The organism is Nakamurella sp. A5-74, assembly GCF_040438885.1.
Taxonomy (GTDB): Bacteria; Actinomycetota; Actinomycetes; order Mycobacteriales; family Nakamurellaceae; genus Nakamurella.
In genome coordinates, this window is sequence record NZ_CP159218.1 from 1463349 (window position 1) to 1477413 (window position 14065).

The 14065-nt window shown below is 69.1% G+C and carries 14 protein-coding genes; 6 read left to right on the plus strand and 8 right to left on the minus strand.

All coding sequences use genetic code 11. The annotated features are described in order from the left end of the window. The first annotated feature begins 38 nt into the window (after positions 1-38). From ABLG96_RS06740 to nagA, 3 genes are all read left to right on the plus strand, one after another. Entirely contained in the window at positions 39-1166 is a 1128-nt protein-coding gene (locus ABLG96_RS06740) for a GuaB3 family IMP dehydrogenase-related protein (protein WP_353650605.1), read from the plus strand. 61 nt (positions 1167-1227) lie between these two features. After that, positions 1228-2181 carry an ROK family protein gene (locus ABLG96_RS06745; protein WP_353650606.1) on the plus strand — a complete coding sequence of 318 codons (954 nt, stop codon included), beginning with the start codon at positions 1228-1230 and terminating at the stop codon, positions 2179-2181. After that, positions 2181-3392, plus strand: a complete 1212-nt coding sequence (gene nagA / locus ABLG96_RS06750) for an N-acetylglucosamine-6-phosphate deacetylase (RefSeq protein ID WP_353650607.1) — start codon at positions 2181-2183, stop codon at positions 3390-3392. The genes ABLG96_RS06745 and nagA overlap by 1 nt, the downstream gene beginning before the upstream one ends. A 133-nt stretch (positions 3393-3525) precedes the next feature. On the opposite strand, the gene ABLG96_RS06755 is transcribed toward nagA, so the two are convergent. After that, on the minus strand, positions 3526-4368 hold the full coding sequence (locus tag ABLG96_RS06755; RefSeq protein ID WP_353650608.1) for a C39 family peptidase: 843 nt from the start codon (positions 4366-4368) through the stop codon (positions 3526-3528). A gap of 247 nt (positions 4369-4615) precedes the next feature. Here ABLG96_RS06755 and ABLG96_RS06760 point away from each other — a divergent pair, with 247 nt between their 5' ends. Then, on the plus strand, positions 4616-5014 hold the full coding sequence (locus ABLG96_RS06760) for a VOC family protein (protein ID WP_353650609.1): 399 nt from the start codon (positions 4616-4618) through the stop codon (positions 5012-5014). 16 nt (positions 5015-5030) lie between these two features. On the opposite strand, the gene ABLG96_RS06765 is transcribed toward ABLG96_RS06760, so the two are convergent. Genes ABLG96_RS06765 through ABLG96_RS06775 form a run of 3 tightly spaced genes read right to left on the minus strand, consistent with a single transcriptional unit; the run spans position 5031 to position 6477 of the window. Beyond that, entirely contained in the window at positions 5031-5303 is a 273-nt protein-coding gene (locus ABLG96_RS06765) for a DUF4031 domain-containing protein (RefSeq protein ID WP_353650610.1), read from the minus strand. Beyond that, positions 5300-5686, minus strand: coding sequence for a GntR family transcriptional regulator (locus ABLG96_RS06770; protein ID WP_353650611.1), 387 nt, complete (start codon positions 5684-5686; stop codon positions 5300-5302). Before ABLG96_RS06770 ends, ABLG96_RS06765 begins: the two co-directional genes overlap by 4 nt. After that, positions 5683-6477, minus strand: a complete 795-nt coding sequence (locus ABLG96_RS06775) for a hypothetical protein (protein ID WP_353650612.1) — start codon at positions 6475-6477, stop codon at positions 5683-5685. The genes ABLG96_RS06770 and ABLG96_RS06775 overlap by 4 nt, the downstream gene beginning before the upstream one ends. A 436-nt stretch (positions 6478-6913) precedes the next feature. On the opposite strand from ABLG96_RS06775, the gene guaA reads away from it, so the two are divergent. After that, positions 6914-8623, plus strand: a complete 1710-nt coding sequence (guaA, locus tag ABLG96_RS06780) for a glutamine-hydrolyzing GMP synthase (protein WP_353650613.1) — start codon at positions 6914-6916, stop codon at positions 8621-8623. 93 nt (positions 8624-8716) lie between these two features. Here guaA and ABLG96_RS06785 read toward each other — a convergent pair whose 3' ends face one another. The 3 genes from ABLG96_RS06785 to fdhD all read right to left on the minus strand — a co-directional run bounded on the left by ABLG96_RS06785 (position 8717) and on the right by fdhD (position 11539). Then, positions 8717-9988, minus strand: coding sequence for a DUF222 domain-containing protein (locus tag ABLG96_RS06785; RefSeq protein WP_353650614.1), 1272 nt, complete (start codon positions 9986-9988; stop codon positions 8717-8719). Positions 9989-10112: 124 nt separating this feature from the next. Continuing rightward, complete coding sequence (locus ABLG96_RS06790) at positions 10113-10541, minus strand: VOC family protein (protein ID WP_353650615.1); 429 nt, start codon at positions 10539-10541, stop codon at positions 10113-10115. 140 nt (positions 10542-10681) lie between these two features. Continuing rightward, positions 10682-11539: a formate dehydrogenase accessory sulfurtransferase FdhD gene (gene fdhD, locus ABLG96_RS06795; protein WP_353650616.1), complete on the minus strand. Its 858-nt coding sequence runs from the start codon at positions 11537-11539 to the stop codon at positions 10682-10684. A 69-nt stretch (positions 11540-11608) separates the two neighbouring features. Between fdhD and ABLG96_RS06800 the strand changes: the two genes are divergently transcribed. Next, the gene (locus ABLG96_RS06800; protein ID WP_353650617.1) at positions 11609-12316 is read left to right on the plus strand and encodes an NTP transferase domain-containing protein; all 708 of its coding nucleotides are present in this window, start codon (positions 11609-11611) and stop codon (positions 12314-12316) included. Here ABLG96_RS06800 and ABLG96_RS06805 read toward each other — a convergent pair. Then, a complete protein-coding gene (locus ABLG96_RS06805) occupies positions 12303-13967 on the minus strand; it encodes a PspC domain-containing protein (RefSeq protein WP_353650618.1) in 1665 nt (554 codons plus the stop codon). The two genes, ABLG96_RS06800 and ABLG96_RS06805, sit on opposite strands and share 14 nt — an antisense overlap. Between the last annotated feature and the right edge of the window lie 98 nt (positions 13968-14065).

Consider the following 14065-nt stretch of genomic DNA (forward strand, 5'->3'; position numbering starts at 1 on the left):
TCTTCCATGCTTCGGCCGAGCACCCGCGTGGGTGTCGTATGACCGACGTCGAGATCGGGATGGGCCGCACGGCCCGGCGCAGCTACGCGCTCGAAGAGATCAGCATCGTCCCGTCCCGCCGGACCCGCTCCTCCGCCGACGTCTCCACGGCGTGGCAGATCGATGCCTACCGGTTCGAGATCCCGTTCCTGACCCAACCGTCCGATGCGATCGTCGATCCGGCGACCGCGGTGGCCGTCGGGCAGCTGGGCGGGCTCGGCGTGCTCGACGGTGAGGGGCTGTGGGCCCGGCACGGGGATCCGGCCGCGGTGATCGCCGAGCTGATCGAGGTCGCCCTCGAAGCGCAGGACGATGCGACCGTGACCGTTGCGCTGCAGCGTGCCTACCGCTCGCCGGTCCAGGTGGATCTGCTCACCGAGGCCATCCGGACGCTGGCCGCCGGCGGGAGCACCGTCGCGGTTCGGTTGTCCCCGCAGAACGCGGCGACCTTGGCGCCTGCGGCGATCGCGGCGGGTGTCGAGCTCCTCGTCATCCAGGGCACCATCGTCTCGGCAGAGCACGTGCAGCAGGGTAGCGAGCCGCTCAACCTCAAGAGCTTCATCTCCGACCTCGACGTCCCGGTGATCGCCGGCGGCTGCACCAATTACCAGACCGCGACGCACCTGATGCGGACCGGAGCGGCGGGAGTGATCGTCGGCACCGGTTCGGGAGCCGCGTCGACCACCGATGCGGTGCTGGGGATCGACGTCCCGATGGCCACCGCGATCGCCGACGCTGCCGCTGCTCGCCGGTCCTACCTGGACGAGACCGGCGGTCGGTACGTGCACGTCATCGCGGCCGGCGACATGAACTCCAGCGGCGACATCGCGAAGGCGATCGCCTGCGGTGCGGACGCGGTGATGCTCGGTGAGGTGCTCGCCGAGTCCGAGACCGCACCAGGTGCCGGGTGGTACTGGCCCGCCACTGCGGCGCACCCCGCGTTGCCGCGTGGCAACGCCGTCCCGACGGGCACTGGTGAGATCCCGCTCGCGCAGCTGCTCAACGGCCCGGCCGTCGACGCCGCCGGACGGTCCAACCTCTTCGGCGCGCTCCGCCGAGCGATGGCCAAGACGGGCTACTCCGACCTCAAGGCCTTCCAGAAGGTCGGCCTGTCGGTCGTCTCCTGACGTGAACGGACCCCCGATTCCCTCGGTGCGGCCGGTGGTCTCCGCAGACCGTCGTGCCCCGATGCCAGTGGTTGCCGCGCTCGACGTGGGCGGTACCTCCATCAAGGCGGGTCTGATCACCGAGGACGGCACGGTGGCTCTGGAATCACGCCGCCCGACCGGGGTCGAGCTGGGCCCGGAGGCAGTTGTCGAGCGGATCGCCACCTTTGCCGCCGACCTCACCGAGCAGGCTCCGGTGCGGGGGATCGGGTTGTGTGTGCCGGGGGTGGTCGATTCCGCCGTCGGCGTCGCCCGGTACGCGGCCAACCTCGGCTGGACCGATGTGCCGTTCGTCGAGCTGCTCGAGGACCGGCTGGGCGTGCCGGTGGCGCTGGGTCACGACGTGCGCTCCGGTGCCCTGGCGGAGGCGCGTCGAGGAGCTGGTCAAGGCGCGGCGTCGGTGTACTTCATGGCCGTGGGTACCGGTATCGCGGCGGGCCTGGTCACTTCGGGTGAGGTCTACAACGGGTCGTCGGGTCAGGCGGGCGAGGTGGGGCACCTCGTCGTCCGGCCGGGCGGGCCGCTGTGCGGATGCGGCAACCGCGGCTGTCTGGAGGCGATCGCGTCCGCGTCCCGGCTCGGTAAGGCATTTGCACTCGCCACCGGTCGGGAGGTGTCTGCGAAGGATCTGTTCCTGGCTGTCGGTGCCGGTGATGCTGTCGCGCAGGCCATCTGGGACGACGCAGTGGCTGCGATGGCCGATGCGCTCGCCGCCGTGTGTGTGCTGGAGGATCCGGGCCTGATCGTCATCGGCGGTGGGCTGTCGCTGGCCGGGCCGGCCCTCGTCACTCCGCTGGCTCGTGAACTCGAGCGACGCCTCACCTTCCGCCCCGCACCCCCGATTGTCGTGGCCGCGCTGGGCGACCGGGCAGGTCTGGCGGGAGCTGCGCTCCTGGGGTGGGATGCCGTCGCCCGAGCGGATCCGGCTGTCGCGCATGCTGTTGCCCCCGCTGCCCGTCCCCGTCAGGAGAGCTGATGTCGCGCAAGATCCTGTTCACCGGAGGCGAGGTCGTCACCCCGACGGTGGTCCTGCCCGGAGGCTGGGTCCTCGTCGAGGACGGCCTGATCGCGGCCGTCGGAGTGCCAGGTGCCGGCGCTGTCGGGGTGGACGCGGCCACCGGCGCACCGAGCGGGCACCTTGCCGACGGCGCCGAGGTCATCGACCTGCACGGCCGCCGGCTGCTGCCCGGGTTCATCGATCTGCATGTGCACGGCGCTGCCGGCGGCAGCTTCGACGGCGGCGCCGATGGGATCGACATCGGGTTGCAGGCTCATCGAAGGCATGGCACGACCCGCTCGATCGTCTCGCTGGTGACGGCGCCGATCGACATCATGGCCGAGCGGATCCATTCCGCCGCAGCACATGTCGCCGATGATCCGCGGGTGCTGGGCCTGCACCTCGAAGGCCCGTTCCTGTCCGAGTTGCGTCGCGGTGTACACGATCCCGCAGCGTTGATCGCTCCGAGCCGTGCGCTGATCGATCGGTTGCTCGACGCCGGGGGCGGGGCGGTGCGCATCGTCACGGTGGCCCCGGAACTGGACGGCGGCCTGGCTGCGGTCGAACAGGTCGTCGCGGCGGGCAGCATCGCCGCCGTCGGACACTCCGATGCCGGGTACGACTGTGCCGCAGCGGCTTTCGGGCTGGGAGCGTCACTCGTGACACATGCATTCAACGGCATGCGGCCGCTGCACCATCGCGACCCGGCCGTCATCGGAGCAGCCATGGATGCGCAGGGAGTGGTGCTGGAAGCGATCAACGACGGCGTCCATCTGCATCCGGCGACCGTGCGCCTGCTGCGTGCAGTGGCTCCCGGGCGGGTCGCCCTCGTCACCGATGCGATGGCGGCAGCCTGTCACGGGGACGGGCGCTACGAGCTTGCGGGCTTCGGAGTCCAGGTCAGCGGCGGCGTCGCACGGATCGCCACCGAGGACGGCAGCGAGGGATCCATCGCCGGGTCGACACTGACGCTCGACGTCGCCGTGCGCCGTGCCGTCGAGCAGGTCGGGATGGATCTGGTCGACGCGGTGAACGCTGCTTCACTGGTCCCCGCGCAGGTGCTGGAGGTCGACGACCGGTTCGGCTCGATCGTCTCCGGTAAGGTCGCCGACCTGCTGGTGGCCGATCGACACGGTGCCGTCGAAGCCGTGCTGGTGGCGGGGGACTGGTCGGACGAGCGCAGGCCGTGAGCGCCACTCGTCCGGTGGAGGTGAGTCGGGTGGAGACGTACTTCCCTGCACTGGCAGTTCCCAACTGAACGCACCGGCCCCGGATCCGTTGACGGACAACAAATCTGGGGCCGGTGCTGGTCGGAGAAGGCTGTCAGGCGCTGTACCCCTTCGGCGGGATCAGCGTGGCGAGCTTGTCGAACGACAGCCAGTAGGTTCCCGTGGGTGCGAATCCGGCCGAATCGGCGATGAGCACCTGCTGATTGTCGGAGTTGTAGCCGATCACCGTGAAGTAGTGGTAGATCGTGTAGTTCGGGTAGCCCGGCGGGTGGTTGCTCGCCGGTGCGACGATGTTGGCGACGAGTGCGTAGCCACGATCGATGTCGAAGGTGATGTCGTACCAGAGCAGATCGCGCTGCGCCTGTGTCGGCGGGTCGCTCGGCATCTCCTTCGTCTCGTACCAACCCACGTGGCTGGACAGCACGCTGGTCACCTGACCGATCCAGTCGGTTCCGTCGACGTCGGTCGGCAGCTCGTTGGCCGCCTGCTGCTGGGAGATCGAGACGCCGCGGGCCGACAGGGCGTTGTGCACGGACGCCGGCCCGCACCAGTAACCGGTCTGCTGGTACTGGAAGTCGATGTTCAGCGTCTTGACGCCCATCGCCTGCGCGCCCTCGATCTGCTGCCGGACGGCGTCGGCGACCTGCTCGTTGTTCTGACGGTGCTGGATGTTCGGCGCGACCTGACGAGCCGAGGCCACTTCGGCGGCGGTGGCGACCGAGTACGACGCTTGCTGCCGTGCTGGAGTGGCCACGGTCGGTTCCACCCAGCTGCCCGCTGTCGGGCCGGCGGCGAGCGTGGGAGTCGCCGCTCCGACACTGCCGGCAGCGCTGTCAGCACCGTCGGGCGGGGCCGCGAGCGCTGGCGAGGCGGTCACTGCGGCTGTCGCCAGCGCGGCGGCCACCAGAACAGTTCTCGAGCGGTGAATCGATTTCATGCGAGCTCCTCGAGTCGTCAGGAATTGATGTCGGTCTTGAGGGGGAAGGTAGATCGCCTGCCGGTGGTCCGCGATTTGAAAGTGCAGAACGGCTGCGAATGCACCCGATCGGACCACCGTCCTCGGCATCAGTGATCGCGCGTGATCGCCGTGCTCTGCTCATGGGCTCAGGCCGGTTCGGGACGTCGTCGTCGGAACCGCGTCCGATCCGCTGTCGATCGGAGGCCGGGACTGCAACGATCCTGGGATGACTGCACAGATTGCCAACATCAGCTTCGACGCCCTCGATTCCTACTCCCAGATGAAGTGGTGGGACCAGGTCCTGCACGACTTCGATCTGGAGGAAGGTGCGGACGAGCCGGGTGATCCGGAGTGTGCGCTGGCAGCGGCGGACGGCACTCTCGTGCTGTTCCAACAGGTCCCGGAGACCAAGACGGTCAAGAACCGGATCCACCTCTGCCTGGTGGCGGCAGACGGCAATCGGGACAGCGAGGCGGAGCGGGTCCGCGCGCTCGGTGCCACGGTCGTCGATGATCGCAGGACCCCCGATGGGCGCGGGTGGGTGGTGTTCGCGGACCCCGAGGGCAATGAGTTCTGCATCGTCCGGTCGCGGACAGAGATCGAAGCCGACCACGCTGTCCGGTAACCGTCGTCGTCAGTGCTCAGCCGGGTCGTCGGTGCTGTCTACGACGACGGAGTCCGGCAGAGATGAGTCGTGCCAACAACTCTCGTGATTCGACCGGCACCGCGCCGGCTGCGATCAGCGAGGTGTAGCGCTCATCGGGGACGTCGTAGTGATCGGCATCGAAGCCGCGCTCCGGGATGCCGGCAGCGCGGGCGAACGCGTGTAGTTCGGCCAGGTTCTCGTCGCTGACCAGGTGCGACCACAAGCGTCCGTGAGCTGGCCAGCGGGGTGGATCGATGAGGATCGTCATGCAATGGGCTCGGGTGCGAACTGTCGGAACGCAGAACGCACGATCTCCAGTACCACGTCCTCGTCCAGGCCCGCAGCTCGACTGATCCCGACGTACCTGCGGGCGGCGTCCTGGATCTCGGCCGGCACGCGTGGTGAGGTGAGCTCGGCGACCACGGTGCCCGTCCGGCGTCGGGTGTGCACCAGGCCGGCGGCCTCCAGTTCGGTGTACGCCCGGGCGACCGTGTTGACCGCGACGCCCAGATCGGCGGCGAGGGCGCGGACACTGGGCAGCCGATCTGTGGGTGCGAGCACTCCGGATCCGATGGCCCCGGCGATCCGGGAGCGGATCTGCTCGTACACCGGGACGGCACTGCGCAGGTCGACCGTCACCGCTGCCGTCATGAGATCGGCTCCGCCGCCGCACTGGTGGCGTGCTCGGTGGCGCGGGGGACCTTGCCCTGTAGGCCGAGGAGAGACAGCACTACCGCTACCAACAGACAGGTGCCGCTGATCCCCGGCGCGCTCGGGCTGGTGTTGATCAGAGATGCGACGGACCCCGCGGTCGAGACGAGCAAAGCCGCGGCCAACGTTCGGAGTACCCGGCCATCGGTCATCCGCCGAAATGCCAGGTCGGTGTCGCGGTCGATGCCGAGCAGCGCTGCACGAGTGGTCACCCGCCGGATGGTGACGACTGCTAGGCCGATCGCCACCAGGCTGAGTGCGTCGGTCGTGATGCGCGTGCTGACCGATGTGTTCGGTCCTGCAGTGCTGCCGCTCAGTGTCGGGGTCACCCACAGGATCATCGTCGCAGTGATGGTGACCACGAGCTCAGCGGCCGGGACAGCGTCGCGCACACGGCGTGTCGCCAGGGAAGCGGTCCGGACGGTACCGGTGGGCGCCGGCCACCGACGATCGCCGAGAACGAGGACTGCGATGACGATCGGCGCGGCGATCAAGGCGGCCACCGACGACGATGTGCTGCGGGTCGGACTGTCGGCAGGGCTGGCGAGTAGGACCACCAGCGTGAGGACCACGCCGACCACGCGCGCCACAGTCCCGATCCCCTCGGCATGGGCGAGGTAGGCAGGCAGCTCGGCCTGCGGGGTACGCAGTGCGCGGCGCGCAGCCAGCACGGTGACGGTGATCCACCATCCCGTGACGAGAAGGGCGAATGATCCGAGAATCCATGCCATCCGATGCCTCCTGGTCTGTGACGGAACCGAGTTTCCCCGCAGGAGCAATGCCCCGCAGTGTCGCTGCCGCATACCGTGTCGCTGCCGCATACGATCAATGTGTCAAGTCATTGATACAGGGGACAGGGACAGCTGTCCACCCGACACGGTCGTGAGCGCCGCTTGCGACGCGGCCGGGTGAGGCTGGATCTGAACGACGCCGGACGTAGACTCGAGACGAACTGACCGATGACGGTGGCTAGGGTTCCGCGCTCCGCAGGAGCGGCAGGTCCGAGCGCCACACCCGTGGTCCGCACAGGCGGTCGACGGGCACCTCCGGGAGAAAAACCCAGGGAGGGACCGGTCGGTGCCGACCGTGCCGCGCGCCGGTGTCGGTGCCGAACGGACGACCGTCTCGGCGCGACCCGGTGGGCGTCACCCGACCCGAGAGGGATCGATGTCTGCCACCGATGCACCCGGTCCGACCCTGGGCAGCCTGGACGAGCAGGCCGCCGAGCACCCCACCGTCGAGCAGCCCGGTACCGATGAGCTCCTCGCCCGGGATCCCGCCCCGGATCCAGCAGGCCGCCCACCCACAGAGAACGTCATCGAGGTGGAGCACCCGCCGGTGTTGGTTGTCGACTTCGGTGCCCAGTACGCGCAGCTGATCGCCCGTCGGGTGCGGGAGGCCGGGGTGTACTCAGAGATCGTGCCGTCCAGCATGCCGATCGCCGAGATGCTGTCGAAGAATCCCGCTGCGGTGGTGCTGTCGGGTGGTCCCTCGTCGGTGTACGCGGAGGGTGCGCCGCAGGTCGACCCGGCACTGTTCGACGCCGGGGTCCCGGTGTTCGGCATCTGTTACGGATTCCAGGCGATGTCGACGGCTCTGGGCGGTCGGGTGGATCGCACCGGTCGACGCGAGTACGGATCGACCACCCTGCGGGTCGCCGACCACGGCGGGGTACTGCTGCAGGACCTGCCGGACACCGCGCAGGTCTGGATGAGCCACGGTGACGCCGTTGCCGAAGCACCGCAGGGTTTCTCGGTGGTCGCATCCACCCAGGACACTCCGATCGCGGCGTACGAGAACCTGGAGCGCCGACTTGCCGGAGTGCAGTACCACCCCGAGGTGGTGCACTCCGAGTTCGGCCAGAATGTGTTGCGGCGCTTCCTGTTCGACGTCGCCGGCCTGTCGGCCGACTGGACGCCGGGGGAGATCCGCTCCGAGCTCGTTGCCGCTGTTCGTGAGGCAGTCGGTGATGCGAAAGTGCTGTGCGCGCTGTCCGGCGGGGTGGACTCGGCGGTCGCTGCCGCATTGGTGCACGAAGCTGTCGGAGATCAGTTGACGTGTGTGTTCGTCGACCACGGCCTGCTGCGCGCAGGGGAGCGCGAGCAGGTGGAACGCGACTACGTCGCAGCCACCGGCATTCGATTGGTGACGGTCGATGCCTCCGAGGTGTTTCTGCGGGAACTGGCGGGCGTCACCGATCCGGAGACCAAGCGGAAGATCATCGGCCGTGAGTTCATCCGGGTGTTCGAGCGCTCGGCCGCGGAGATCGCGGCCGCCGAGGGTGGCATCAAGTTCCTGGTGCAGGGCACCCTCTATCCGGATGTCGTGGAATCCGGTGGCGGCACCGGGGCCGCGACGATCAAGTCGCACCACAACGTCGGTGGCCTTCCCGACGACCTCCAGTTCTCGCTGGTCGAGCCGCTGCGTGCGCTGTTCAAGGACGAGGTCCGAGCTCTCGGCCGGGAATTGGGACTGCCCGAGGCGATGGTCGCGCGACATCCGTTCCCCGGGCCCGGCCTGGGAATCCGCATCATCGGAGCGGTGGACCACGAGCGTCTGGAGACGCTGCGCGCCGCCGACGCGATCGTCCGTGAGGAGATGACTGCCGCGGGCGTAGACGGAGAGATCTGGCAGTGCCCGGTCGTGCTGCTCGCGGACGTCAGATCGGTGGGCGTGCAAGGTGACGGACGCACGTACGGCCACCCCATCGTGTTGCGACCGGTGTCCAGCGAGGACGCGATGACCGCTGACTGGAGCCGGCTCCCGTACGAGCTGCTGGCCAGGATCTCGCATCGCATCACCGGCGAGGTGGCCGAGGTCAACCGGGTTGTCCTGGACATCACCTCCAAGCCGCCGGGCACCATCGAGTGGGAGTGAGCATGAACCTGCTCGCCGGGCCGACGACGGCGGAGCTGTGCCACATCGCAGTGCGCCTGGGTGGGATCGGGCAGTGATACATGCTGTGCTGCTTCAGGTCCGCCTGACTTCGGTGAGCAGTCGATGGTAGGAGCCGGGCGTGCGATCCCACACGATCCGACCGGCAATCGGGCGGGCGGCGAGCTGATCGCGGTGGACGATGGAGTGGTGTCTACTGCAGAGCAGCGCCGCGTTGGCGAGATCGGTGAGGCCGCCGTCGAGCCAGTGGATCAGATGGTGAGTGCGACACCACGCGGCGGGTGCCGTGCAGCCGTCGAAAGTGCAGTGCCTGTCTCGCAGCCACAGGGCTCTGTTCTGGGCGGCGTTGAACAGTCGGACTCTCCGTCCCAGGTCGACGATCTCGGAGTCGGATCCGAGGACGGCGGGGATGATGTCCGCATCGCAGGCCATCCGTCGGACGGTGTCGGGCGCGAGCAACGTGTCCTGCGCGCGGGTGCCCAGAACCGTACCCGCCCCGATCCGACCGACCAGCTTGTCGAGTTCCATGGTGACCACGACGGTGGTCGGCGGCCCGCCGGACTTCGCGGACGCGGCGAGGCTGACCGATCGGCGCAGCGTCCCCACCAGCGCGTCGCCCCGTCGTCGTCCTACGGATCTGGGGTCGGGCCGGCCGTCAGGTTCGGTGGCGGGCGCTGATCCGGGCCCGATCGCCGCTTCCATCAGCGCCCGGCTCTCGGCGTCCAGGGTGAGCTCGTACTGGTACACCCCGTCCCTGGTCTCCCGACCTGGTGAGAGGTCGATCTGACGTGTGCAGCGGTCCTGCTCCTCCTGCAGCGAACCGTGTTTGCCGAACGTCGCGATGACGTGCTCGCGCAGGCTCCGCACAGTTCCGGTGCCGTGTTCGGCACCGGTGTGGATGAACCACTCCAACACCTTTGCCTCGCAACCGTCTTCCAGCGTGCCCTTTGTCTTGTCGTAGGTGTCGGCGATCGTCGCAGCCACCGCGGGTGTCACATCGAGGTCGAGGACTGCTCGGGCTACCGGTTCGAGATCCTCCCGGCGCAGCACTGCTGCTGCTCTGGCCAGGGTGCCGGCCTGCGATCGGGCGTGCCAGGCGTTCTGGGCGACCCAGGCGCGGGTGTTGGCGCACTGCGAGCGTTCTACCACCCCGGCCGATTCGGCGGCGGCGATCAGGAGCGCCATCTGTGCCACGGCCTGCGCCTGGAACTCGGCGAGCTCGCCGATGATCGGCCCCAGGTCGTCAGGGGACACCTCGTCCGCCTGCGCTCCGAACCCGTCCAACGATGGCAGCGCAGCTCGAATCACTGCGAGTCGTTCGAGGAACGAGGGAGGCGGGCCGGTCATGGATCGATGATGGAGCGCAGGTACGACGGACGCCAGGGACGGGGAAGTGGTTGTGGACAACTCGGAGTGATCGTGCGCGGTGTGGACAACCAGGGGTTGACCATGCGGAGCTGCACCGGCTCGATCAGCCCGCCGTACGTCGGCCGAGCGAGGCCTGGAATCGGAGCAGGTAGCCGTCGGGATCGTTCACCAGGAACTGCTCGACCCCGGCCTCCTCGTCGCCGACGCGGTACCACCGGGTCTCCTGTGCCATGAACAGGGAATGACCCGCCCGATCGAGTGCAGCCAGCAAGGGCGCCAGCTCCGGCACGGCGATCTGGAAGTTGATGCCGCGGCCCAGCGGTGGCTCCAGCGGTCCGGTGACGAAGTTGCGACCGATTCCCTGCTGCTCCAGCATCACGTGTGCACTTCCGGACGAAAGGTAGGCGAAGCGATCTTCGTTGCGTCGGTAGTCGACGACGAAACCGCAGAGCCCGCACCAGAACTCAAGACTGGCCGTCAGGTCGGAGACGAGCAGTTCCGGTACCAGGGCAGGCGGTGCGGGTGAGTTCACTCATGCAGGATGTCACCCCTTCTGCGTGTCACCGCGTCGGGATGTCACCGCCCGTGGATTTCGCCGCCCCGGGATGTCACCGCTCGTCGATGTCACCGCTCGTCGATGTCACCGCTCGTCGATGTCACCGCTCGTGGATGTCACCGCGCGGTGATGATGCGCTGCGTTGCGGAGTAGACGTTCACCGAGTCGCCGCGGGAGAAACCGGCCAGCGTCAGTCCGGTCTCGGCGGCCAGTGCCACGGCCAGGTCGGAAGGGGCGCTGACGGCTGCCAAGACGGGGATACCAGCCATCGAGGCCTTCTGGACCAACTCGAAGGAAGCCCGGCCGGACACCTGTAACACGCTGTGCTGCAGCGGAAGTGAGCCCTGCCGCTGGCAGTGACCGATCACCTTGTCGACAGCGTTGTGGCGGCCGACGTCCTCCCGCAGGACGACGAGTGCGGGCTCGGCGGTCGGATCGGAGACGTCGAACAGGGCCGCCGCATGCACACCCCCGGTGCGGCGGAACAGGTCCTGCTGGGCTCGCAGCCGATCGGGCAGGGCCAACAGCGCAGCGAGACCGATGCGGGCCGGATCGTCCATGACCGGGTGGCGGGAGGCCTTCTGTACTCCCTCGATCGACGACGTGCCGCAGATCCCACAGGAACTGGAGGTGTAGACCCGGCGGGCATCCTCGGGCGCCGGGGGACTCACGCCGGACGCGAGTTGCACGTCGACGATGTTGTAGCTCGCCCGGCCGGAGGCGTCGACCCCAGGCCCGTAGCTGATCTGGGTGATGTCGGCGGCTCCGGAGACGATGCCCTCACCCACCAGGAAGCCGACGGCCAGGTCGAAATCGTCACCCGGCGTTCGCATCGTGACCGAGAAGGCGCTGCCGTTGACCCTGATCTCCAACGGTTCCTCGCCGGCGATGGTGTCGGCGCGCGTCTCCGACCTGACCTCGTCGCCATCCAGCCGCAGCCGCAGCACCGGACGTCTGGGCGCTCGCCTCACCATCTGCTGGTGTTCCCGCTGCCGATGCCGCTCATGGAAGACGACGATCCCACAACGGACGATACTGACGCCATGGCGCGCCCTCTCGATGATCACCCGGCCGGCCGGCCGGCCGCGGTGATCCTGGCGGGTGGGCGAGCCGGCAGGCTCGGTGGGATCGCCAAGCCGCTGGCCACGATCGGCGGCACGACGTTGCTCGACCTGGCGATCGCCGCAGTACCCACCGGGAGCCAGATCGTGGTCGTCGGGCCGCCCGAGCTGCGGGTGCCGGCCGGGGTGCTGCTCGTCCGCGAGGACCCGCCGTTCGGCGGTCCGGTCGCGGCGTTGGCCGCGGGGGTAGCGGCCCTGTCGTCGGCCCCGCCACCGGCCGTGTCGTCGGCCCCGTCTCCGGCCGCGTCATCGGCGACCGAATGGCTGTTCGCCCTCGCCGCGGACCAGCCGACGGTCAGGGACTCGGTGCGCATCCTGCTCGAGGCCGAGCGGGCACCGGATGGGGTGATCGGTCTCGACGGAACCGGCCGACGACAGCCGTTGGCAGCGCTCTACCGCACGGAAGCGGTCCGAGACCTGTTGACCGGCAACAGCTCTCCGCTCCGACTGATGGACCTCGCAGCAGCGCTGTCCCTCGCCGAGGTGTTTCTCGGTGACTGGCTGGACGTCGACACCGCGGAGGATGCGCGTCACTTCGGCGTCCGGCTGGGCGAGACCTCACCGGGGTTGGAGGGGCCCGCCGGCTCCGACCCGACACGCCCTCCCTCGCCGGGCGTCAGCCACGGGTGACGGCGACCTCGCCGGTGCCGACGTGCGCGGTCAGGACGATCGTTCCGTGCTGTGCGTCACCCGCGGCTGCGATGTCGGCGCGGACGCCGATCCCGTCGTCCTTCTGGTCCAGGCACTTCGCCGAGCCCAGGTTGGCGGTGCAGGCGACCTGCGCCGCGACGCCCGCGGGCAGCATCACGTCCAGGTTGCCGGCGCCGACGGAGGCGGATACGACAACGGTGGTGCCCGGCTGCACCGTGACCGAACTCAGGTCGAGGATGCCGTGCCCGGCATCGAGGCGGTACTCGTGTGATGACTGGGATGCCAGCGCTGTGGTTGTCGGCGCCCAGGTGGTGTCGCCGACCCCCGCGGTCCCCGTCGCCCCGGTGAGCGTGAGGAACCCGGTGGCCAGCGCGAGCATCACCCCGAACCCGATGAGCGGCGAGCGGCGTCCACGCAGTGCCGAACCGAGGACGAACAGTGCGACGACGGCCAGCGCGGCACCGCTCACCACCGCGAGCGGGACGTGCCACCAGCCCAGCCAGACACCGACCCCGCCGACGGCCGCCACTGCTAGTGCGATCGTGCCCGCCACCGCGGACACGACCGCGGTGCGTCGCCGCTGCCGCAGAGTTTCCGGCGACGGTGGAGTCGGGCCCGGTTCGGGCAGATCCCAGGCAAAGGGAGCTGCTCCCAACGGATCCCAGCGGGGCGGCGACTGGGATGCGGCACCGAACGGAAGGTCGGAGCGAGCGGAACTCCCGCCGGGGGACGCCGGTTCCGGCCTCATCGTCGTGTGCAGATCAGTCGTGTGCAGATCAGTCGTGTGCAGATCGGTCTTGTGCAGATCGATGGGCTGCCCACCAGGTCCCGCACCGGTCGTCTCCCACGACGGTGGTGTGTCGAACGGCCGCACTGCGTCCCCGTGGGGAGCCGCGTGGTCACCGGGCTGGGCATCGTGCCGGACCGCGCCGCGACTGCCCTTCGTGCAGCCTCCGTGGCCGGTTCGGCCGGAGACGTGCTCGCCCCACTGCTGGGCGCGGTGCCCGAAGTCCTCACCCCACGCCTGCGCTCGGCGCCCGAAGTCGGTGCCCCATGCTTCGGCGCGCCGGCCGATGTCGTCGCTCCAGGCCTGGGCGTCCTGGGCTGTCCGGTCCCCGAAAGCCTTGCGCGAGGACCGGTCCGACCAGTCGACACCGTGTCTGTCGGCGGCCCACTGCTGCAAGTGGCTCCGCTTGCGACCGATGACCAGCACCACCAGGACGGCGATCGCCGCGTACGGGACCAGGGACCGTCCCCAGGTGAAACTCGAGGTCACTGAGGCGATCACGACGACCCCGAGGATCACGGCCAGGACGGGCGACATCGAGGAACGACCGCGTCCGAGCAGGCTCTCCACCCCGGACACCTCGTCACTCTCGGCCGGCATCAGCGACCAGCCCAGCGCATACAACGCGATCCCGGCTCCACCGAAGATGGTGAGTACCGCGAAGGCGATGCGGATGAGCACCGGATCCACCCCCAGCGCGCGGCCGATGCCGCCGGCGACGCCGGCCATCTTCCGGTCGCGGGAGGAGCGACGGAAGCGACGGTGAGGCGCGCCGAACCCGAGGTGGTCGGAGCTGCCGTCCGGCGCTGCGGTGTCGAAGCTGGTGTCCATGCTGGGGTCCATGCTTCTGACCTTCCCGCACCGGCCCGCCCACCGGTATCGGGGATGACCCTGGTTCGCCGAACCAGGGACGTCCCCGATCCCATGGCGGGCCCCTGCGT